This window comes from Bradyrhizobium sp. UFLA03-84 (assembly GCF_002289535.1).
Taxonomy (GTDB): domain Bacteria; phylum Pseudomonadota; class Alphaproteobacteria; order Rhizobiales; family Xanthobacteraceae; genus Bradyrhizobium; species Bradyrhizobium viridifuturi.
In genome coordinates this window covers 1,177,116-1,199,565 of the sequence record NZ_NSJY01000013.1, presented here as the reverse complement: position 1 = coordinate 1,199,565, position 22,450 = coordinate 1,177,116, and the positions used below count along the sequence as shown (strand labels likewise).

Below are 22,450 nucleotides of genomic sequence, written 5' to 3'. Positions count from 1 at the left end.
ATGGGTGGCCCGTGGCGGATGCTCCGCCACGCCGACAACTGGACTATGTGATGACGACCTCCCTCGAATTCGGGCTCGATACGTTCGGCGACGTCACCAAGGACGCCGCAGGCGCGCCGCTTCCGCACGCCCAGGTGATCCGCAACGTCGTCGACGAGGCGGTGCTGGCCGATCAGCTCGGGATCGATTTCATCGGGCTCGGCGAGCACCACCGGGCCGACTTTGCGATCTCCTCGCCCGAGACCGTGCTGGCGGCGATCGCCGCACGCACCAACACCATCCGGCTTGGTTCGGCGGTGACCGTGCTGAGCTCGGACGATCCGATCCGGGTGTTCCAGCGCTTCGCCACCGTCGATGCGGTCTCGAACGGCCGCGCCGAGGTGATCCTCGGCCGCGGCTCCTTCACCGAATCGTTCCCGCTGTTCGGCTTCGACCTCAGGCAATACAGCGAGCTGTTCGAGGAGAAGCTCGACCTTTTCACGGAGCTTCTAAAGCAGGAACCGGTGACCTGGGAGGGCAAGCTGCGGCCGCCGCTCAAGGGCCAGTCGGTCTATCCGCCGGTCGAGCACGGCCGGCTGAAGACCTGGATCGGTGTCGGCGGCAGTCCCGAATCGGTGGTGCGGGCGGCGCATTACGACCTGCCGCTGATGCTCGCCATCATCGGCGGCGATCCCAAGCGTTTTGCGCCCTATGTCGATCTGCACCAGCGCGCCTACCAGCAGTTCGGACGGACGCCGCAGCCGATCGGCGTGCATTCGCCGGGCTACGTCGCGGAGACCGACGCGCAGGCCCGCGAAGAGCTGTGGCCGGACTACAAGGTCATGCGTGACCGGATCGGCAAGGAGCGCGGCTGGCCGCCGATGGGCCGTGACGAGTTCGTCGCCGAGGCCGAGCACGGCTCGCTCTATGTCGGCGCGCCGGAAACCGTCGCCCGCAAGATCGCGGCGACCGTGAAGGCGCTCGGCGCCGCGCGCTTCCAGCTGAAATATTCGGCGGGCCCGCTGCCGCATGAGAAGCTGATGAAGAGCATCGAGCTCTACGGCAGCAAGGTGGTGCCGATGGTGCGCGACATGCTCGCCGCGTGACGCCTGCGAGCCGCCCGCACAAAGCAAGATCCCCGGCGTTTTGGCGCCGGGGGTCATTACAGACAGACCACGCGATGCCTGGCTGGCCGAAACAATCGGATCAACCTCAATCTTGGTTCAGAGGTTGGGCCTCACGGCGTGATACGTGAACGGGTCCGCCGCCCATCCTCGACCATGTCGCTCCAGCCAGCCCTCTGCCACCAACTTTCGGCACGTTGGATTGACGCGCTGTATGGAACCTCCGTCGCCGAAGATACGCTCGGCAATCTGGCGTTCGGTCAGACCGGGCTGTTCGCGAATGAGCCGAATTATTTGTTGAGCTACCGTCATCGGTCGCCAAAACGATCCATCGGTGGGTTGGGTACTAATTAATGAACCAAATATGACATCGTACAAAAAAATGGCGCTCTTGTGAGAGCTGGCGCACGGCCTGAATAAAGCAAAACCCCCGGCGTTTCCACCGGGGGCTCTGTTAGCTGGCTATCAGATCAACCGGTATTACCAGTTGCGCTGAGCGCGGAGCAGCAGGAGAAGCGTATTCTGGTCCTTCATCTCGTAGAGAGCAGCAGGCTTGCCGATCGTGGCGCTGGGCGCCGAGACCGTACCAGCATACTTCTGATCCAGATGGGTGTAGGTCAGGTCTGCCGTGAAGGTCAGGTTCTTGACCGGGGTCCACTGGGTCTGGGTACCAATCTGCGCGATATTGTAGTCGGGGTTGCAGGTGGTGATCGCGCCGCCCAGAGCATTGAGGTTGGCCCGAACCGAACCACCCACGCCGCCGACGCCGCAGAGCAGGGTCTTAGCCGTATCGTTGTAGGAGATACCGGCATAGGCACCGTAGATCGAGGTGTTCCAGTAGGGATTCCAGTTGTGCACGTATGCACCGCGGAAGCCCCAGGTCGAGACCAGCTGCTGCCCGGTGTTCACGCCACCGATGGCACCGAACACGCTGTCAGGAGCAACGCCGATACCAACGCTCTGGTACGCGCCGGCCAGACCGGTTCCGCCGTAGATGGTGTTCGCACCAGCCGAACCAGCGAGGTCCTGGATGTTGTAGCGCGTCGCACCGTTGGTGTAGACGCCCTGCAAGTTGATGGTGTCGCCAGGTCCGGTCGGGATGTTCTTGATCGACAAGGCCAACTGACCTGCCCAGCCCCACTTGTCGTCCGGATGACCGGTCAACTCAGTGCCGCCGTAGTAGGCCGCGTGGTTGTCATGCGCCGCGACCGACGCCTGGAACAGACCCCAAGCCTGGTCGACGCGCAGCATTGCGACGAAGTCCGGAGCGATCGTGCCGGCGTAGTCGCTGGTGCCGTAAGCGCCACCCGCGAGGATGTTGTTCACGCCAGCCTGGTAGTAGGCGCTCTGGTCCTGAGCCGACAGAGACAGCGACACGCCGTTGCCGAACTGAGCGGTGTAGGTGAACTGGTTCACGCCAGTGATCGTACCGCCGCCGCCGACGAGGCCGTCGAAGTTGTTGCCCGGATAGTTGGCCCACGGAGCCGAGAACTGCGAGACCGCCTTACCCATGGTGAAGCCGGCGAACTGGATGAAGGCGTAGTAGACGCCAACCGTACCACCAGCGACCGCACCGGAGTTCGCGTTGTTCGGAGCCTGAACCGCGCCGATCGGCGAGTAAACGGTCGCGCCGTTGCCCTGGCCGGCGTAGGTATCCGAAGTCCACGAGAACGTCGCATCGAAGAAGGTACGGACGACACCGTATTCGGTCGCGGTACGCGTATCGATGTTCAGGTCTTCACGAGAGCGCCAGGTGTAGCCGTTGGTGAACCGGTTGTTCGCACCGCCGGCACCCGACGTGTTGCCGGTGTTGTCCGAGTTGGTGTTCACCAGAACGTCGGCACGGACGTAGCCGCCCAGCTTGATACAGGTATCGGTGCCCGGGATGTAGTAGAAACCGGGACCATACAGGGAGCAAACCTTCACGTACTCGACCGCTTTGGCCTTGACGGGAAGATCGGCCGCCTGAGCTCCGCCGACCGCGACGAGTGCCGCCGCCGAGCCGAGGATAAGGCTCTTAACCATCTTCATGTTAAACCTCCAAGTTGCTCTATCTCAGGGAAGGTTCCGGTTCCGCCGGGTAAAACACCCTCAGGTTGGTTCCCTTTGTCCCTTAAATCCCCGCTCAGTCGCTTCGCGCCTTCGGACACACCCGCATGAACGCGAGGGACTTAAGCGAACCACCTAGAACGGGACGACCTCGGGATGCCCCCCTCCGTCGCAGTTCCATATGAGACAGAAGGCCCCCGATCACGCAACAAAAGACCGCTCGGGTGAGCAGGAGTTGCGGCTGTTTTCGGGCAAATGTTGCACAAATATCACGGGCATTTGAACTGCGGCATTCCGACAAGCCATTGAAATTAAATAGGAATATTTAAGATACCGCTGGCGGGCACAAGTTTGGGCAACACCGGGCGGAACGGTGTGCAAAACGCGTAGTGCTACGGAGAAAGCGAAAATCGGAGCCTGTTTGGACGGCACTGATTCCGGTGTCGGGCTCAAGATTTCAGCCCAAAAATACCGATGGCTGAACAACATAGCCCGCTCCCGATACCGCCGACTCGGGCCTGAAAGGGGGCGTTCCAATGGCTCGGATCAGGTCGTAGAACGGCGGACGGACCGCTTCATGTGTGCAGTACCGGCGCTACATGTCACCGCGATGTCAGCGCGCCGGATCAGTCGATTTGTTCTCCGCAGCAGGCGCGCGACGAAATATCTCCACTGCGTGCGTGATGCAGTCACAAGGCGCGATGCAGTCGGATCGAGTCATAAGACTCGTATCTTGAGCCAGTCCGCGAAGCAGCGGGCGGGTGACGCAGCCCCGCGCAGCTAAGTTGACGTCGCACTCACTCGTCCAGAACATCCAGCAGATCGTTGATCCGCTCGAAAGGCGGCTCCTGTGTTCTGCCCGAGTAGAAGACGCGATCGCCGTCGCGTTGTAGCGATCGTGCCCTGGATTTCGGCAGCCGCCCCGGGAGGAAGGTCGCCGCGACGGCCTCCGGTCCAACGTCGAGCCTCACGATGCCTCGCCGCTTGCAATCGATCCTGAGCCTTGCCGCCGCGAAGAAATCCCGCCCCGCCGGCGGCAGCTTGCCGAAACGGCGCGACGTCTCTTCCTCGAGATCTTCCAGATCGTCCTCGTTCCGGCACCTGGCGACGCGGCCATAAATTTCAAGGCGCATCGATTCCGACTGCACATAACTCCGTGGCAAGAGATCCGCGAGCGGAAGGTTGAGGTCGGGCACCCACAGATCGGCGGACCGATCGTTGGTCTTCTCCGAAGCCTGCTTCAGAAGGTGGCTATAGAGCACCGGCCCGAACACCTGCACGTGGCCGGACTGCCGCTCGGACAACAGGTCTCCGGCACCTCTGAGGTCCAGATCACGTTCGCTGATCGCAAACCCGGCGCCCGGCCTGCTGAACTCCTCCAGAACGGCCAGACGCTTGCCGGATTGCTCCGAGCTCGATTCCGTCAGCATGTACGCGAAGGCGCGCGTTCCGCCGCGCCCCACCCGTCCCCTCAGCTGGTGCAGCTGCGCCAGACCAAATTTTTCCGGCCAGCAGACCACGATGGTGTTCGCCCGTGGAATGTCGAGACCGCTTTCCACGATGTTGGTCGCCAGGAGAACGTCTGCCTCGCCTTCGACGAAGCTCATCATGCGGTCGTCAAGCTCATCGGCGGGCAGTCTGCCATGCAGGCAAACGATGCGGAGCTCCGGGGCGACCGCCTGCACGCGCGCCAGCAGCGGATCGAGATCCTGGATGCGCGGACAGATCAGGAAGCTCTGCCCGTGACGCCGCTGCTCGCGCAGCAATGCCGCGGCCATGGCGGCGTCCGACAGCGGCGCGATCTTGGTCACGACCGGCAGCCGATGCACCGGCGGAGATGCGATCACGCTGAGATCCCTGAAGCCGGCGAGCCCCGCCGCAAGCGTGCGCGGGATCGGCGTGGCGCTCATCCAAAGCGTATGGACCCCCTTCGCCAGGCCCGAGAGCTTCGCCTTCTCCGCTGCCCCGAAGTGCTGCTCCTCGTCGACGATGACGAGGCTGAGCTTGGCGAATTTGACGTCCTTCGATGCGATCGCCTGCGTGCCGACCACGACCTTCATCTTGCCGCTTCGCAGGCTTTCCTTGGTCTCCCGCATCTCCTGCGCCGACGTCGCGCGCGACAAGCTTCCCACCTCGATGCCGAGCGGCGCAAACCGCTTGCGGAACGTCGCGACGTGCTGCCTTGCCAGAACGGTGGTCGGCACGACGATGGCAACCTGCTTGCCCGACAGCGCGACGGCGGCCGCCGCGCGCAAGGCTACCTCGGTCTTGCCAAATCCGACGTCGCCGCAGACCACCCGATCCATCGGATGACCCGACGCAAGATCATCCAGCACGTCGCGGATCGCCTTTGCCTGGTCGACGGTCGTGAAATACGGAAAGCGCGCGACGAAGCGCTCATATGCGGGACCGGGAGCAACCAGCTTGGGCGCGCGCCGGCGACGCCGCTGCGCGATATGTTTGGCAAGCGCCTTGGCGGCGATCTGGATTTCCTGCTCCGCCTTGGTCCGCCGCGCCCACCACGTGCTGCCATCGGCCCTGTCCAATGTCAGCCGGCCGAGCTCCGCGGCATACGGCCAGATCAGCGCAAGGTCGGCGGGCGGCACCAGGACGGCATCGTCGCCCGCAAATGCCAGCCGGATCATCTCGCGGGATGATCCCTTCCCCATGTCGTAGGTCTGCAGGCCATCGAGCACGGCGAGGCCCCGTTGCAGATGAACGACGACCGCGCCCCGCTCCGGCACGTCGGGGTGATCGAATGCCGCACTCCAGGCTCTGGCCATCGGCTGCGGATGATGAGCCCGGCTGCCGAGCACATCGGTCGCCGTCACGACGACAAGCGGCTTGCGGCCTGAACCGATGAAGCCGGTGTCGAAGTCGGCCAACAGCGCAGCTTCGCCGCCCCGTCCCTTGGCCGCCTCGCTCCAGTCGGTGAAGCGTTCCGCCTTGATCCCGCCCATTCGCTCCATCGCGCGCAGGTCGTCCTCCACTGCCGCGACGAGCAGCAGCCGCGATCCGGCGCGCTCCGTGTCGGCGATGAAAGCGCGGAGCGCTTTGCGCGACGAGGCGACCTTGGAGAAATCCGGCGTCGGGATGAACGCCGCCTTGCGCGGCAGCACGCTCATCCGCTTGGTCAGCCGCTTCCAGTCGGGGGGGCCCAGGTACTCGCGCTCCGCCTCGCGGCGGCCGGCCGCCTCCTTGATCGTGCTCAGCCAGCTGTCGGCGTGAGCGGAGACGCCGGCGTCCGCGATCCAGCGTGCGCGGTCGCAATAGTCCGGCAGCGCCGCGCGCTGCGCCCTTTTGCCTCCCAGCGCGATCTGCTCCGACATCGGATCGATCAGCAGTTCCTGCGCGTCGAAGACGACGTCGTGCTCGTCCGGATCGACGCTGGCGATCCTGCGGATCACGCCGCCGGAATGCTCAATCCTGAACGGCCCAAGGGCGCCGGCCGGAAACACCTCGAACGTCATGCCGTGGAACAGAACGCTTCCCGGATAATCCGCCTCTTCGTCGAGATCGTATCCGAGCGCCTCCAGACGATCCTTGAGATCCTGCTCGGAATGGCGCGCCCCCACCTTCAAGCTGATGCTGAGGCGGCTCCAACTCGCGGGCAACGGCAACCGCTCCATGACCGCCTCGGCGGTCGACACCAGGAAGACGGGCCTCTTGCTCTTGGCAAGACGCCGCAACACTGAAGCGCGTCGGCCAGCGATCTCGCGCGACGGCTCCAGCCCGTCGAACGGCAAGGTATTCAGCCGCGGGAACACCAGCACCTCGAGCGACGGATCGAGCGAATGCAGCACGCTGCCGAGGCGCTCGGCCCTGTTCTCGCTTTCCGCCAGGAAGACGATGCCGTCGCGGCCGGACTGCTTCCATTGCTCAAGGAGATGCAGCGCCAACATGCCGAGAGGCGAGGAAGATGAGATCCCGGAACGCGCCGCTCCCTTACTTTTCTTGTTCGCGCCAGCAGCAGCGCGGGCCTTCTTGGTATTCGCCACGTCAAATCCATCGTTATTTTCGTGAGTCCGATCGCCCGTTGACGTGGGTCTCGGGGCGACTCAGGGCTTGTCGGCCACCGGCATGGAAACCAAAGCGGCACGGATTTCCAGATATAAACCCCGATCGATCTCCTTGAAGAGTTCGCGAAACGACCTAGTCGAGGTATCTTTACTGCGCAACAGCGTCAGCTTGTGCTGCACCAGCGGGTGTCTAACGATCGTGACGCTTCCATGGCAATTCTCTGCGTTAAAATACCGTGCCGTCGCTGATGATCCGGATCGGGGGCGATGCGTCGGCGCGGCGTTCGCGCGCCAGCCGTCGGCCCGCAGCCCAAGTGCCACCTTCCAGAATTTTCGCCAGCGGCAATGCATTTGCGTCGAGCCCGAGACGGCGTCGCACATGATCCGCGACGCGATCGAGCAACGCCACCGTCAGCGCCCGCCACTCCACGACCAGCGGCGAGGCAACATCGTGCTCCCGGCCTGCATCGCCTTCGTTGCGGAATGTCAACACGCCACCGTCGACGAAGAGCCCGCCGTTTCGATACTCGGCAAGGCCGGTCAGACCGTCGATATCCGTTACTTCAATGCCCGCACGCTGCAGCGGCTCGATCAGCGAATAGGCGAGCCATTGCGAAAGCTTGTGCAACGGCATCAGGTGACTGGTCGGATCTGCGGTCGTCAGCATCGGATGCTTCCAGCAATCCCCGAGCGCCACTCCACCGAGCGTCAGCCGCGACGGCCAGATCGGGCCGAATTCCCTGAGCAGCTCCGACAATATTGCGGGGGCCGGAAGCCTGTGGCCGTCAGCCAACGATGCCAGCCAATCGAACAGGCCGCCCGGCCGCGGCGTGTCGAAGCGTCCGAACACCGCCGGCTTCGAGGCCAGCAGCCGGCCGAGGCTGCGTAACAAGTTCACCCGGCCCTCGATGCCGACCAACGGATTGGCATCAGACACCTGCATGCCGCGGACGAGGTCCGCGACGGATAGATTCGCCAGCACGTCGGCATCGGCTCGAAGGGGCTGTCGTGGATCCGACGAGAATACACCGCCGGTAAACATCGCAAGGCTGGCCAGTCCCAACCCCTCCGAACGGCCGATCGCCCATCCGGTCGCGGGGTCGTGGTAACGCCATGATGGGCCGGCACCGGCGTCGAGGAAGACGCTGACCACGGCCAGATCGAACTCGGCGCGGGGCCGTCCCGCGGGATCGTGCCATGCCGTCTGGCCGGCCAACGTCGCCCAGCGATCGACGCCGTTCATGGAAAAATGCCGCCAGCGCGAATGAAACGGTACCGCCAGCGAGGGGTAGGCCTTGGACGTGGTCTCCACCACCAGGCCGGCCGTTCCGTCCAAACGGTCGAGATCGATGCGGAAGTTCGCAAGCCCGTCCTCGAGGCCGATGGCAAGAAGCCGATTTGCGCGCTCCCGCACCGCCCCGGCATTCAGCAGTGACAGGGCCGCCGACGTCTCTGGATTCACGGATGACACGGCCGCTCTCAATACTTGTCGAGCGAACGACCCACGAAGTCCCGCTGGGTTGGCGCTTCGGGTGAGTAGTAGCCGGCAGCCTTCTTCGCAACGATTTCGACCTGGGCATCCGCCGGCACGAGATCGTCGGGGATCGGCACGCGTTCGACGATATCGATACCCTGGCTCACCAGCGCATCGTGCTTCATGTCGCTCATGGAAACGAAGCGGTCGATGCGTTTCAGCCCGAGCCAGTGCACGACATCCGGCATCAACTGCTGGAACCGCGCATCCTGTACGCCTGCAACGCATTCCGTGCGTTCAAAGTACTGCGCGGCGGCATCGCCGCCTTCCTGCCGCTTGCGCGCATTGTAGACCAGGAATTTGGTCACCTCACCGAGCGCGCGGCCTTCCTTGCGGTTGTAGATCGTGATGCCAAGCCCGCCGGCCTGTGCGGCGCGCACGCATTCCTCGATTCCATGCAGCAGGTATGGGCGGCAGGTACAGATGTCCGAGCCGAACACATCGGAGCCATTGCATTCGTCGTGCACGCGGCAGGTGATGCTGGCGCGATGGTCCGGCAGCTTGGCGACATCACCGAACAGATAGGCGGTGGTGCCACCGATCGGCGGCAAGAACACATGAAGGTCAGGCCGCGTGACCAGCTCCGGAAACATGCCTGCCGTCTGCTCGAACAACTGCCTGCGCAGATTGCTTTCGGTCGTGGCGAAGCGCGCCGCAATTCCGGGCAGATACCAGACCGGGTCGATCGCGATCTTGACAACAGAGATGCTGCCAGTCTCGTGAACGACGGTCCCGTCGCGCTTGAGCCGACCGGCGGTGATCGCGGCCTGCAATTCCGGCAGATCGAGGCGGGCGCGGGTGATCGCAATGCTCGGACGGATATCGACGCCCTCGGCGATCTCTTTCGAGAACGCTTCTGCGGCCAGGTGCCCCCATGGATCGAGCGAGACGATCCGGTTGGGTTCGGTCCATTGCGGGAATGGCCCGACCGTGGCGGCAGGTTGCGTATTGGTCAGGTCCGGACGCCGGATCGGATCGAGCGCGCCGGACGAGACCGCCAGCGCGCGATAGATCGAATAGGAGCCGCCGTGGGTGCCGACGACATTACGCTGCTGGGGACGTGAAACCGTCCCAATTACCGGCCCGCGGACATGCGCCGTGGCCGCTCCCCAGGAAATCGGAAAGTCAATCTTCGCGCCCGGCGCCGGATGGGACGTAATCCGAATATGATCAGTTCGATTAGAGCGAGTCATCGCTACGCACCCACAGATGTCGATCGTTAGCCGGGCGGGATAGATCCGATTGCCAACAATCGAAGGATTCTTCAGTATGGCTGAACTGCGGTCGAACACAACGGCCGTTTCAGAGCGTCGCGCGCATTAACCGTAGTGCTTGCGACGCGACCATGACCTGCGGGGCCAAGCGCTCCCTAACCGCCTGCCCGTCAATCAACCACGCGGTGCGCGATGGCTAGAAGCAGCGGCGTACATGCCCGGGCACGCGACTTGCACGATCTCGCATGCAACCCATCTGGATAGAGCGACCTTATGACCAAGAGCAGCGTGAACCTCGTCAGCCATCCCCTGGTCCAGCACAAGCTCTCGCTGATGCGCGACAAGGATCGCTCCACCAAGGGGTTTCGCGAACTTCTGAACGAGATCGGAATGCTTCTCTGCTACGAGGTCACCCGCGACCTGCCCCTGGAAATGGTCGACATCGATACGCCGGTCGCCGCGATGAAGGCGCCTAAAATCGCAGGCAAGAAACTCACGCTCGCTCCAATCTTGCGGGCCGGCGTCGGATTTCTCGATGGAATGCTTGCGCTCGTTCCGTCCGCGCGCGTCGCGCATATCGGCCTCTACCGTGATCCGGAGACACTTCAAGCCGTGGAGTACTTCTTTAAGGCCCCGCAGGACGTGTCGGAACGTATCGTGATCCTGTTGGATCCAATGCTTGCGACGGGAAATTCGGCCTGCGCTGCGGTCAGCCTGCTCAAGTCGCGAGGCGCCCGGGACATTCGCTTCGTCTGCCTGCTGGCGGCGCCCGAAGGGATTGCCCGACTTCAGGACGAGTGTCCCGACGTCCCGATCTGGACTGCTGCGATCGACGAGAGACTGAACGATCACGGCTATATCGTGCCAGGCCTGGGCGATGCCGGAGACAGAATGTTCGGCACCCGGTGAGCGCGCGACATCGCCTGGCTAGCTCAGCAGCCTCAGAGCGAAATCGACGTTCGCAGGCATTAGCGAAGCCCGAATGCTCAGTCGGAAGCGATCGGCAATAGCCGGGCGATGACAGCTACGGGCCCGCCGCCGGGCGGCCCTTGATGTTCGGCTCCACCAGAGACATAGACGGCGCCGGTACCCGACAAGCCACCGATCAATCCGCCTACGGCAGCGCGGGCGTGCCGGGTTGAGCTGATGTCCGTGTCCTCAAGCATGATGTGACGAAATCCGCGAATACTGCCGCTTGGCGAGGCCTCTGCCTTGGCAAAGATGTTGACGAGCTGGCGGGCCGCCGTCGGCGGTTTGGAACCGTGTTCGATGTGCAGTCGCACGCTTTTCAATGCATCGATCACGGCTGCGGTATCAATGGCGTCGTGCATCACGGCGTGCCCGATCTCGAATGGTGCGGCAGAGGAATCCGAATTGCCCAGCACGATGACGACATTATGCATCAGCTCGATGCCCGCCGACGTGGACGCGACCGACGAAAACAGATCGAGCCGCCGCAGAACGTGTTCGTCGTCAATCCGACCTTCAATCTCGCCAAGTGCCACCGCGACGCCGAGCGCCGATGCGGTCGCTCGTCAGAAGCGGACACTTGATCTGCACAAAATGGACATCCCGCGGATCGACGATAGCAGCGTCGGCCATGGCAGCGGCTACCGCCTTCGCGGTTTCCCTGATCTGCGCGCCACGACCGATCTCCTCGGGCAGGAAATCCCGCGTGTGTGCCATCCCAATGCTGAGGCGCTTCCCGGAAATCTCCTCGACCCGGTGATCGGCAGGGCCATCGCGGGTAAAGACGGTGATATGTGGACTGAGCACACCTTCCGTCCCACCCGACATCACGAACGCGATCCGTTGCTCGACGCGATGCGGCGGCAGATCGACATAAGGCGCCAGGGTCGCGCTGAGGGCTGAAACGGCGTATTCGCGCGTGTAATCGTTGACGCCACCATTGCCCTCGGTTTTGCCGAGTATCGCGACGATCGACCTTGGATCGATCTCGCCCTGCTCGATCAGGCTCAGCAGGCCGGAGACATCACCGGGGCCTTTGGTGGAAATGCGAACGACGTTGACCGATTTTGTGCGCATCCACTTCCCCAGATCTTCAGGGTCACAAAGAATTCGCGGGCCATAGCGGCTCGCGGCGTTCCGCGGAAAGGCATTGATTGCATCAAGATGGTTCTGGCGAAAGGATCGTTTTCAACATCGCCTCGACCGCCTGCCTCCACGAACAAGGCCGCGGGCAGCCAAGTCCGCTGCGTCGAACGGCGGAATTGCCCACTTTTTGTCTCACCTGTCGCAATTTTTGGCACATCTGTTGCATCCAATTCCGGATAGCGTCCCGGGGCGACCGCCCAGGGTCCTCGGTAAGACCTGGCGGAATGGTGCGGATGACGACGACGGCGGCGCTCGAACTGGTGCAATTGACCAAGACCTACGGCGGCATCACCGCGGTTGACGCCATCAACCTCAAGATTCCGGCCGGCTCCTATTGTTGCCTGCTTGGGCCATCGGGCTGCGGCAAGACATCCACCCTGCGCATGGTGGCCGGTCATGAATCGGTGACGTCAGGCGACATCATTGTCGGGCCGAAGAATGTGACGGGCCTGCCCCCTGCCGATCGAAGCACGGCGATGATGTTCCAGTCCTACGCCCTGTTCCCGCATCTTTCCGTCATCGACAATGTCGGCTTTGCCTTGAAAATGAAGGGCGTCGCCAAGGCTGCGCGTCGCGCCGAAGCGATGAAGTTGCTGGAGCTCGTCGATATGCAGCCTTATGCGGCAAGGCTGCCGGGTCAGCTTTCCGGCGGCCAGCAGCAGCGCGTGGCGCTCGCGCGTGCGCTGATTACCTCGCCCCAGATCCTGCTGCTGGACGAGCCGCTTTCGGCGCTCGATCCGTTCCTGCGGCTGCGGATGAGAGCCGAACTGAAGAAGCTGCAGCGCGAGCTCGGGCTTACCTTCATCCACGTGACGCATGGCCAGGACGAGGCGATGGCCCTCGCCGACATCGTGGTTCTCATGAATGGCGGCCGGATCGAACAGCAGGGTTCGCCGCGTGAAATCTTCAACCACCCCCAAACCGAATTCACGGCGAAATTCATCGGCGGCCACAATGTCATTGCGGCGGGCTCCGAGACCTTCGCCGTTCGGGTTGATCGGCTGATGCTGAAAAGATCGAACGAAACCGTCGCTGGTCCGTCGGTCGCCGGCACCGTCAGCGAGGTCGAATACCAGGGGACCTATGTCCGCGTGGTCATTGCCATCGACGGCGGATCCGAGATCTCGGCCCAGGTCACGGAAACCCAGTTCGATGCGGACAACTACGCCGTAGGTGAGCGCGTTCTCGCCACATGGGACCCGGCGCAAGCCAGCCTTCTCACGACCACCAGTTCTGCAATCGTCCAATCGCCCGAAACGGCGGCGTGACACCAAGGGAGACAGTCATGACCAAATCCTCGAAACTCAATCGTGGCATCAGCCGGCGCGCCGTGCTGAAGGGCGCAGCCGGAGCGGCCGGCATTGCGGCGGGTTCGGGCGCAATTACCGGATTTCCCTATGTCCAGGCGGCCGATCCGAAGGTTCTGCGTTATCTCGGAACGGCGGTGAACGAAGGTGACGAGATTTCGAAGAAATGCTTGGCCGACACCGGGATCAAGATCGAATACATCACCGCCACCACCGACGACGTGACCAAACGTGTAATCACCCAGCCGAACTCGTTCGACGTGCTGGATACCGAATATTTCTCGCTGAAGAAGCTGGTGCCGTCAGGCAATATTTTCGCGCTGGATGCCAAGAAGATCAAAGAATTTGATAACATCACGCCGGTGTTCACCAAGGGGCAGTTGCCGAACGGCAAGAAGATCGGCGATCAGGGCACCGCACCGTGGAAGGTGCTTTATCTTGAGGGCGCGAACTCCAAGACGTTCTCCAAAACGCCGACCGAGTTCGTGACGCTGATCCCGACGGTCTATAATGCCGATACGCTCGGCATCCGGCCCGATCTGATCAAGCGGCCAATCTCATCGTGGACCGAACTGCTCAATCCTGAATTCAAGGGCAAGGCCTCGATTCTCAACATTCCGTCGATCGGAATCATGGATGCCGCGATGGTGGTCGAAGCCACCGGTCAGCACACTTATGCCGACAAGGGCAACATGACCAAGGCCGAGATAGATCTCACCATGAAGATCATGACGGAAGCCAAGAAGGCCGGCCAGTTCCGCGCGTTCTGGAAGGATTTCAACGAGTCCGTCAACCTGATGGCGTCGGGTGAAACCGTGATCCAGTCGATGTGGTCGCCCGCGGTCACCAAGGTGCGCTCGATGGGAATCCCCTGCGTGTTCCAGCCGCTCAAGGAAGGCTATCGCTCGTGGGCATCGGGATTCTGCGTATCGAAGGCAGTTTCCGGAGCAAAGCTCGATTGGGCCTATGAGTTCGTGAACTGGTATCTGTCGGGCTGGGCAGGCGCCTATCTCAACCGCCAGGGCTATTATTCGGCCGTACTGTCCACCGCCAAGGCCAACATGACGGCGGACGAATGGGGCTACTGGATGGAAGGCAAGGCCGCCGTCAGCGACATCAAGGCGCCGGACGGCACGGTTCTCGAGAAGGCCGGAGCCAAGCGCGACGGAGGATCCTACGACGACCGCATGGGCGCCGTCGCCTGCTGGAACGCCGTGATGGATGAGAACGACTACATGGTGCGCAAGTGGAATGAGTTCATCGCCGCTTGATGCCGCCTAACGGATTTGCCGGGCCAAGCGCCCGGCAAATCCTTCTTCACCATCACCGCAATCGACATTTCAATGATGCAAGACCGGAAATCCTTCGTGGCGTGGCTTCAGGCCGCACCGATGATGCTCGTTTTCGCACTGTTCTTCCTGCTGCCGCTGCTGTTCGTGACGATTGTCAGCGCGTGGGACTACAACGAATATGAGATGATCCCGGCCTTCAGCCTGCGAGGCTACACCGATACGTTCGAGGGATGCATTGTCGAACTGCCCAACCTCTGCACCATCCTGAAGACTTATCTGAAGACGCTGGAATTATGCCTGCTGACCTGGGTCCTGACCCTTCTGATCGGCTTCACCGTCGCCTATTTTCTCGCATTCCACGTCCGGTCCAAGACCTGGCAGATCGTGCTCACCCTGCTTTGCACCATCCCGTTCTGGACGTCGAACGTGATCCGCATGATTGCCTGGATTCCGCTTCTTGGCCGGAACGGGTTGGTCAACCGGGGCCTCGAGGCCGCGGGCCTGATCAAGCAACCGCTGGAGTGGCTGCTGTTCTCGGAGTTTTCCGTCGTACTTGCTCTGGTTCACCTCTTTACGTTCTTCATGGTGGTGCCGATCTTCAATTCGATGATCCGCATCGACAAGCGGTTGATCGAAGCCGCCTATGACGCCGGCGCGACCGGGTGGCAAACCCTGGTGAACATCATCATTCCCCTGGCAAAGCCCGGAATCGTCATTGGCTCGATCTTCGTGATCACGATCGTCATGGGTGATTTTGTCACGGTCGGGGTGATGGGCGGCCAACAGATTGCATCCGCAGGCAAGATCATCGAGGCACGCCTGAATGCGTTGCAATTTCCCGCGGCCGCGGCCAATGCGGTCATCCTGCTCGGCATCACGATCCTGATCATTTCGGCGCTGACGCGAGTCGTCAATATCCGCAAGGAACTGTGAGATGGGCGAGAAGCGGCCGCGATCTTTCTATTTTCTCGCCGCGTTTTTCACGGCCTACGTCCTGTTTCTCTACGGACCGATGTTCGCGATCTACATCCTGTCGTTTCAGGGGCCCGAAGGTGGCCTGACCTTTCCAATGAATGGCGTGTCCCTCGTCTGGTTCGGCAAGGTGTTCTCCGGTTCGGGCATCATCGACATCGGGGCGTCCTTCAAACGATCGCTTCAGCTTGGCCTCGTCGTCATGGTGCTTACGGTCGTTCTCTCGGTTTCGGCCGGCCTGGCCTTCCGCAGATCGTTTCGCGGTGCGTCCTTCCTGTTCTATGTTGCCATCGCCAGCCTGATCATGCCGTCGATTATCACCTCGCTCGGCATCGCCCTGGAATTCCGCCTGCTTGACGATTTCATCATCAAGAGCGGCGCTGCAGGTTGGACGACGGCGATGGGGCTCTTTACGTCGGGTCTTGGTGCTCACCTGACCTGGACCCTGCCCTTTGGCCTGCTGATCATGTTTGCGATTTTCAACAGGTTCGATAGCCGCCTTGAAGAAGCGGCGCGCGACTTGGGCGCGACACCCTGGCAGACATTTCGGTATGTCGTGCTGCCGATCATATTGCCATCCGTCGTGGGTATCGGCCTGTTTGGATTTACCCTGTCCTGGGACGAACTCGCACGCTCAAGCCAGACCATCGGCTCCGTCAACACTTTGCCGCTTGATTTGCAGGGCTTGACGACGACCGTTACAAAGCCGGACATCTATGCGCTGGGGACCCTGACCAGCGCGGTTTCCTTTCTCGTCATTCTGCTGGCGCTGATTGTGATTCTTGCACTTCGGGCTCGGCAAAGGCGTCACGGATCGGACGCAGGCAAGGGAATGGTGTAGGACCGGCCCGATGCGCATCTCGATCATCGACCCGAACGTCACCGCCGCGACGACGGCGAGGACCGGTCAGGGCGGCTTTCGGCAGGCCACGAGCTGCCCGTAGTCGATGGAGGGGACCGCAAACGCTCATGGTTGACATCCCGGCATTGAGTCAGGCGCAAGCCGACGAGCATTTTCTGCGACAGTCTTTCGACGTGGCGCGCCGCGCGCTGACCCACGGCAATCATCCCTTCGGCGCCGTTCTGGTCGACCACGACCGGCGGGTGCTGCTTGAAGCCGAAAATGGCTTCATGCCTGCTCGCGACGGCACGGCGCATGCCGAGCGGTTGCTCGCAACGCAGGCCTGCGTGACCCTTCCAGCCGACGTCTTGCGGCAGGCAACGCTCTATTCCTCCGCCGAGCCTTGCGCCATGTGTGCGGGCGCAATCTACTGGGCCGGCATCGGCCGCCTCGTCTACGGCCTGAGCGAGCATGCCTTGCGCGAGCTCACCGGCGACCACCCCGAGAACCCGACGCTCGACCTCCCTTGCCGTGAGGTGTTCCGCAGCGGTCAGCGGTCGACCGAGATCGTCGGACCGCTGCTGGAGACGGAGGCCGCGGCGCTGCATCAAGGTGTCTGGCGGAAGAGCTGAGCTGGCCAGGCTTCGCCCCCTTCCCCTGGAGAAAGAAGAATGGCGCCGCGGGGAACATCGCGGCGCCATCAGTGCCACCCGGTGGAGCGGTCCGGGTGGATCAGAACTTCACGCTGATGCCGGAATAGAGCGATTCCTCGGTGCAGGAATTATTGCTGACGCCGGCAGCGACGTTACAGACGACACTCTTGGCGTGGTCGAGGCCGAACTTGTTCTGCCAATAGCGATAGGCGACCCAGACGTCGACGAAGTGCGAGTATTTCGGACCCCAGAACGCCTTGCTCGCATCGAAGGTCAGGCGGATCGGCTCGGAGTTGAGCTCGACCGCCGTGCTGACATTGGTGACCGGGTTGAAGGCCATCGGCTCGTTCTCGGTGCCCTTCTTGCCATACCAGCCGGCGCGGCCGCTGATCGAGAAATACTGCATGTTCTCGGGCAGGAAGCCGAGATCCATGTAGTAGTTCACTTCGACGGCCCATGTCGGCTTGAATTTCGTGTTGCCGTCGCTGATGCAACTCACGCCCGGTACGCCCGCGCCGAACAGACCGCACTGGTCGAACGCATTGTGGTTGAAGAACTCGTAGTACATCAGCGGGGACACGTTGATGTAGCCCTTGTAGGGAAGATTGAATTCGAACTGGAGACCGGCAACGACGTCACGCTTGGCCGGCGCGAGGAAGTTGTTCTCCGTATTGGCGTCCATGCCGACTTCGAACGAGATATTGTTCAGCGGCCCCATGCTGAACGCCTTCGTGTTGAAGATCTGATTCCAGCCGAAAGTCGAACGGAACAGGCCGTAGATCTCGGTAGCGCCGGCGCAGGTGGCTGGAGCTCCGGTGATGGTCACGCCAACGTTCGAGCACGGCGAAGCCGGGTCGTTGTGATCCGACTTGAACATCGAGATCGTGAAGAAGTTCTGCCCGTAGGCCCAGATGTCGAAGTGCGTGAACGAGTAGACCTGCTTGGCGGTCTTTCCGTTGATGCTGCCGTCGGGACGGACGGAAAAGACGCCGGGATCGGTGCCGGAGAAGATATACGAGTAGGTCACCCGGTCATCGATCACCAGAAAGAAAGGCAGGTCGGCGGCCGGCTTCGGCGCCTTGACCGGCAGATCGGCGGCGCTTGCAAGGTTAGTGGCTGCCGGTATCAGCCCGAGCGATAGCGCGGCGGCTGATAGGGTTCGGCGGAAATTGAACATCGTGAAGACCCCCAAAGTGAAGCGTCAGGAATTCAGGCTTCAATGGGAGCCTTGCGCAGCTTCGGGGCGGACAGGAAGCCTGAAGTTTCTTCAGCTGCTGATGCGAGTTTGATCAACAACCTCTGCGAGTTGGTCCGGCTCGATCGGATTTGGCGCGCCAAAGATTTTGCTTCGATTGAATTCAGAACTTTTCGAATTATGCCCATCATTGTTCGGCTTCCGCGACATTTCCGCGCAACGCGCGGAGCGCCGTCGACACGCGAAAAAGCCAGACAAAGCCGCGCCGTCACGCTCTGCTCAAATTTCCACCATCGATGCCTACCCCTGTGCGAATTGGATCGACAGTCACAATTCTGCAACAGCGAAGTTCGGGTGCATGGTCGGCCAACGGCGCCAAGCCGCGCGCACCGCGGACGCACCCGGTGGACTGACGGGAAAGCTCAACTATGCCGAAGGCTTGAGCAAGCGCTGGCGCTTTTTGCTACTTACGCATGCAGGCAAACTGGCTCACTATTGCCGCTCCCTCTCCTCACGAATGCGATAGTCCTGGGATGCGAGACACGACATCGGCCGCGCCGCGCACGAGTGCCACCCCGCTCTTGCAGACGGTCGGCCTGACCAAGCGATACGGTTCTTTCCTCGCCAACGACAAGATCGATCTCGACGTCTGGCCGCAGCAGATCCATGCGTTGCTCGGCGAGAACGGCGCAGGCAAGTCCACCCTCGTCAAGACCATCTACGGTCTGGTGCAACCCAGCGAGGGCGAACTGCGCTGGGAAGGCCAGACCATGGTGCTGTCGGGTCCGTCGCAGGCTCGCGCCCGCGGCATCGGGATGGTGTTTCAGCACTTCTCGCTTTTCGACAACCTCACCGTTGCCGAGAACGTTGCACTCGGCCTCGATGGCAAGGAATCGTTCAGGGAGATGTCCGCGCGGCTCGAGCAGGTGTCTCGCAGCTATGGGCTTCCGCTCGATCCCAAGCGCGAGGTCTGGCGGCTTTCGGTGGGCGAACGTCAACGCATCGAGATCGTCCGCGCGTTGATGCAGAATCCCAGATTTCTCATCCTGGACGAGCCAACCGCGGTGCTGACGCCGCAGGAAGCCGACCAATTGTTCGTCGTGCTCGAGCGCCTCAAGAGCGAAGGGCGTGCAATTCTCTACATCAGCCACAAGCTCGAAGAGGTGAAGAGGCTGTGTGATACGGCAACCATCCTGCGCGGCGGCAAGAGGGTATCGACCTGCAATCCCAAAGCGGAGACCGCCGCCTCGCTGGCGCGCATGATGGTTGGCACCGAAATCAAGGAAGTGAAGCCGGCGGCAAGCCGCAAGATCACCGTGCCACGGCTGGTGATCAACGATCTCAACCTCGAACCTGACGATGCGCATGGCGTGCACCTCAAGGGCATCTCATTGGAGCTCAGAGGTGGAGAAATCCTGGGCATTGCGGGCGTGGCCGGGAACGGACAGGACGAGTTGTTTGCGGCATTGTCGGGCGAGCGGCTCGCCAGCGACCCCGGCACGATCGTGATCGAGGGAATCGCGGCCGGCCATCTCTCGATCAGCCGGCGGCGCAAGCTTGGAGCAGCCTTTGTGCCCGAAGAACGTCTCGGTCACGGGACCGCGCCGCGCATGAGGCTTTCGGAGAATGCCCTGCTGACCGGACACGCCGCCGGCAACATGGTGCAGCACGGTTTCGTCAACACGGCGGCGACACTGAATGCCGTCGACCGCGCGACGGAGACTTTCGACGTGCGCAAGGCAAAGCGTGATCCGGAAGCCGCGAGCCTGTCAGGCGGCAACCTTCAGAAATTCATCGTCGGCCGAGAGATCCTGCGCAATCCGGCCGTGCTTGTCGTCAGCCAGCCGACCTGGGGCGTCGATGCCGGCGCGGCTGCCGTGATCCGACAGGCCTTGCTCGATCTCGCGGCCGGCGGCGCTGCAGTGCTGGTCACGAGCCAGGACCTCGATGAACTCATCGAAATCTCCGACCGAATTGCCGTGATGTTTCACGGCCACCTGTCCGCATCGCTGCCAACGGCGGAGGCCAGCCGCGAGAAGCTCGGCCTGTTGATGGGCGGCAGCAGCCTCGAGACAAAGGAGCAGGCGCATGCAGCTGATACTTGAGAAGCGCGCCGAGCGATCGAAGACCGTCGCGCTGGTCTCCCCGCTGATCGCGATCGGCCTCACGATCGTCACCATGACCATCCTGTTCATGGTCCTCGGCAAGAATCCGATCTCGGCGCTCTACGTCTATTTCATCGTGCCGCTCACCGACGGCTACTCGCTGCAAGAGATCGCCGTGAAGGCGACCCCGCTGGTGATGATCGCGATCGGCCTGTCGCTTTGCTACCTCGCCAATGCCTGGAACATCGGCGCCGAGGGCCAGTTCCTGATGGGGGCGGTCGCGGGAAGCTGGATTGCGGTGAAAACGCAGGGCACCGAGGCCGGCCATTGGGTGCTGCCGGCGATGCTGCTGCTCGGCGCCGTCGCCGGCGCGCTCTATGCCCTGATCCCCGCGATCTGCAAGGTCAGGTTCGGCGCCAGCGAGATCCTGACCTCGCTGATGCTGGTCTACGTCGCCGACCTGCTGCTCGACTATCTGGTCCGCGGACCCTGGCGCGATCCGCAAGGCTTCAACTTCCCGACCACCGCCGAGTTCGACCCGGTCGCCACGGTGCCGACGCTGATCGAAGGCGGCCGACTGCATCTCGGCTCCATCCTGGCGCTGATCGTGGTGGCCGCCGGGGCCGTGCTGCTTGGCAAGACCATCAAGGGGTTCGAAATCCGCGTGGTGGGCGCAGCGCCCCGTGCAGCCCGTTTCGGCGGGTTCAACGCCAATCAACTCATCCTGCTGACGTTTGCAATCTCCGGCGCGCTTGCGGGGCTCGCCGGGATCATCGAGGTCGCGGGCCCGGTCGGTCATCTCCAGCCGGGTATCTCGCCGGGCTACGGCTTCACGGCGATCATCGTTGCCTTCCTCGGCCGCCTCAATCCGATTGGAATATTAATTGCAGGGCTCTTTCTCGCACTCACCTTCATAGGCGGCGAGCAGGCGCAGATCACCATGAAGATCCCTTTGGACGTCACCAAGGTTTTCCAGGGAATCCTGCTGTTCTACGTGCTCGCCTGCGACTCCCTCATTCTCTATCGCTTCCGTATCGTTTCCTCCTCTCCGCAGGTGGCGCGTGGAGCTCATTGAAGCCATCATCCTGTCGGTGCTTGCGGCATCGACACCCCTGTTGCTGGCAGCGACCGGTGAACTGGTGGCCGAGCGCTCGGGCGTGCTCAATCTCGGCGTCGAGGGCATGATGATCGTCGGCGCCGCGTGCGGCTTCGGCGGGGCATGGCTGACCGGCTCGATCATCATCGGCGCGCTCTGCGGGATGCTTGCCGGCGTGCTGATGTCGCTGCTGTTCGCCGCGATGGCGCTCGGGCTTGCGGTCAACCAGGTCGCCACCGGTCTGGCGCTGACCATCTTTGGCGTCGGGTTGTCCGGCCTGATCGGCGCCGGCTTTGTCGGCGAGCGGATCACACCGGCGCCGCATCTCCAGATCCCCTTCGTCACCGACATTCCGCTGATCGGGCGCATCCTGTTCGGCGAGGATGGGTTCGTCTACCTGTCGCTGGCGCTGGTCGCGGCGGTATGGTGGTTCCTGTACCGGACGCGGGCCGGGTTGATCCTGCGTGCCTGCGGCGACAACCATGTCTCGGCGCATGCGCTGGGCTATCCGGTGCTGAAGATCCGGATGTATGCCGTGATGTTCGGCGGCGCCTGCGCCGGACTCGCCGGCGCCTACCTGCCGCTCGCCTACACGCCGTTCTTCATTCCGGGCATGACCGCCGGCCGCGGCTGGATTGCACTCGCGCTGACGGTCTTTGCCTCCTGGCTGCCCGGCCGGCTGGTGATCGGAGCCTATCTGTTCGGCGCGGTGACGATCCTGCAATTGCACGCCCAAGGTGCCGGCATCGGCATTCCCTCTCAGTTCATGTCATCCCTGCCCTATCTCGCAACCGTGATCGTCCTGGTGCTGCTGTCGCGCGCGCGGACCGGCGGTTCAACCGCGCCAGCGGCGCTCGGCACCGTGTTCGTGCCCGATCGATGACATTCGTTTCCGGGCGAGCGCGATGGGGCGCGCCATCCCGGACCATGGTTCACCCCCACTGTTGTTGGAGGA

15 protein-coding genes and 2 pseudogenes are annotated in these 22,450 nt (G+C 62.5%); 10 read left to right on the top strand and 7 right to left on the bottom strand.

Features of this window, described 5'->3' with window-relative positions; translation table 11 throughout:
- Nucleotides 1-50 precede the first annotated feature (50 nt).
- Nucleotides 51-1,085 (top strand): LLM class flavin-dependent oxidoreductase, encoded by a 1,035-nt coding sequence (locus CK489_RS19780; protein WP_095733385.1) that lies wholly within the window; start codon nucleotides 51-53, stop codon nucleotides 1,083-1,085.
- 498 nt (nucleotides 1,086-1,583) lie between these two features.
- Here CK489_RS19780 and CK489_RS19775 read toward each other — a convergent pair whose 3' ends face one another.
- From CK489_RS19775 to CK489_RS19755, 5 genes and pseudogenes are all read right to left on the bottom strand, one after another.
- Nucleotides 1,584-3,134: a porin gene (locus tag CK489_RS19775; RefSeq protein WP_095733384.1), complete on the bottom strand. Its 1,551-nt coding sequence runs from the start codon at nucleotides 3,132-3,134 to the stop codon at nucleotides 1,584-1,586.
- An 815-nt stretch (nucleotides 3,135-3,949) separates the two neighbouring features.
- Complete coding sequence (locus CK489_RS19770; RefSeq protein WP_095733383.1) at nucleotides 3,950-7,054, bottom strand: helicase-related protein; 3,105 nt, start codon at nucleotides 7,052-7,054, stop codon at nucleotides 3,950-3,952.
- A gap of 198 nt (nucleotides 7,055-7,252) precedes the next feature.
- Nucleotides 7,253-7,369, bottom strand: a pseudogene (locus CK489_RS42785) (uracil phosphoribosyltransferase); the annotation flags it as partial.
- A 28-nt stretch (nucleotides 7,370-7,397) separates the two neighbouring features.
- Nucleotides 7,398-8,642, bottom strand: coding sequence for a URC4/urg3 family protein (locus CK489_RS19760; RefSeq protein WP_245350433.1), 1,245 nt, complete (start codon nucleotides 8,640-8,642; stop codon nucleotides 7,398-7,400).
- Between the two features lie 8 nt (nucleotides 8,643-8,650).
- Nucleotides 8,651-9,898 carry a GTP cyclohydrolase II gene (locus CK489_RS19755; protein ID WP_095733381.1) on the bottom strand — a complete coding sequence of 416 codons (1,248 nt, stop codon included), beginning with the start codon at nucleotides 9,896-9,898 and terminating at the stop codon, nucleotides 8,651-8,653.
- A gap of 294 nt (nucleotides 9,899-10,192) precedes the next feature.
- Here CK489_RS19755 and upp point away from each other — a divergent pair, with 294 nt between their 5' ends.
- Nucleotides 10,193-10,828 (top strand): uracil phosphoribosyltransferase, encoded by a 636-nt coding sequence (gene upp / locus CK489_RS19750; RefSeq protein WP_095733380.1) that lies wholly within the window; start codon nucleotides 10,193-10,195, stop codon nucleotides 10,826-10,828.
- 77 nt (nucleotides 10,829-10,905) lie between these two features.
- Here upp and CK489_RS19745 read toward each other — a convergent pair.
- Nucleotides 10,906-11,965 (bottom strand): annotated as a pseudogene (locus tag CK489_RS19745) (ring-opening amidohydrolase).
- Nucleotides 11,966-12,267: 302 nt separating this feature from the next.
- Here CK489_RS19745 and CK489_RS19740 point away from each other — a divergent pair.
- The 5 genes from CK489_RS19740 (at nucleotide 12,268) to CK489_RS19720 (ending at nucleotide 17,078) form a co-directional block, all read left to right on the top strand.
- Entirely contained in the window at nucleotides 12,268-13,302 is a 1,035-nt protein-coding gene (locus tag CK489_RS19740) for an ABC transporter ATP-binding protein (protein ID WP_095733379.1), read from the top strand.
- 17 nt (nucleotides 13,303-13,319) lie between these two features.
- Nucleotides 13,320-14,612, top strand: coding sequence for an ABC transporter substrate-binding protein (locus tag CK489_RS19735; protein ID WP_095733378.1), 1,293 nt, complete (start codon nucleotides 13,320-13,322; stop codon nucleotides 14,610-14,612).
- Nucleotides 14,613-14,684: 72 nt separating this feature from the next.
- Nucleotides 14,685-15,566 (top strand): ABC transporter permease, encoded by an 882-nt coding sequence (locus CK489_RS19730; RefSeq protein WP_095733726.1) that lies wholly within the window; start codon nucleotides 14,685-14,687, stop codon nucleotides 15,564-15,566.
- 1 nt (nucleotide 15,567) lies between these two features.
- Complete coding sequence (locus CK489_RS19725; RefSeq protein WP_095733377.1) at nucleotides 15,568-16,446, top strand: ABC transporter permease; 879 nt, start codon at nucleotides 15,568-15,570, stop codon at nucleotides 16,444-16,446.
- A 128-nt stretch (nucleotides 16,447-16,574) separates the two neighbouring features.
- On the top strand, nucleotides 16,575-17,078 hold the full coding sequence (locus CK489_RS19720) for a nucleoside deaminase (RefSeq protein WP_095733376.1): 504 nt from the start codon (nucleotides 16,575-16,577) through the stop codon (nucleotides 17,076-17,078).
- A gap of 100 nt (nucleotides 17,079-17,178) precedes the next feature.
- On the opposite strand, the gene CK489_RS19715 is transcribed toward CK489_RS19720, so the two are convergent.
- Complete coding sequence (locus CK489_RS19715; protein ID WP_050631653.1) at nucleotides 17,179-18,276, bottom strand: hypothetical protein; 1,098 nt, start codon at nucleotides 18,274-18,276, stop codon at nucleotides 17,179-17,181.
- 551 nt (nucleotides 18,277-18,827) lie between these two features.
- Here CK489_RS19715 and CK489_RS19710 point away from each other — a divergent pair.
- From CK489_RS19710 to CK489_RS19700, 3 genes are read left to right on the top strand one after another with little or no spacing between them, the layout of a single operon-like run.
- Nucleotides 18,828-20,399: an ABC transporter ATP-binding protein gene (locus CK489_RS19710; protein WP_095733375.1), complete on the top strand. Its 1,572-nt coding sequence runs from the start codon at nucleotides 18,828-18,830 to the stop codon at nucleotides 20,397-20,399.
- Complete coding sequence (locus CK489_RS19705) at nucleotides 20,383-21,474, top strand: ABC transporter permease (RefSeq protein WP_050631632.1); 1,092 nt, start codon at nucleotides 20,383-20,385, stop codon at nucleotides 21,472-21,474. The genes CK489_RS19710 and CK489_RS19705 overlap by 17 nt, the downstream gene beginning before the upstream one ends.
- Complete coding sequence (locus tag CK489_RS19700; protein ID WP_050631633.1) at nucleotides 21,461-22,378, top strand: ABC transporter permease; 918 nt, start codon at nucleotides 21,461-21,463, stop codon at nucleotides 22,376-22,378. Before CK489_RS19705 ends, CK489_RS19700 begins: the two co-directional genes overlap by 14 nt.
- The last annotated feature ends 72 nt before the right edge of the window (nucleotides 22,379-22,450 follow it).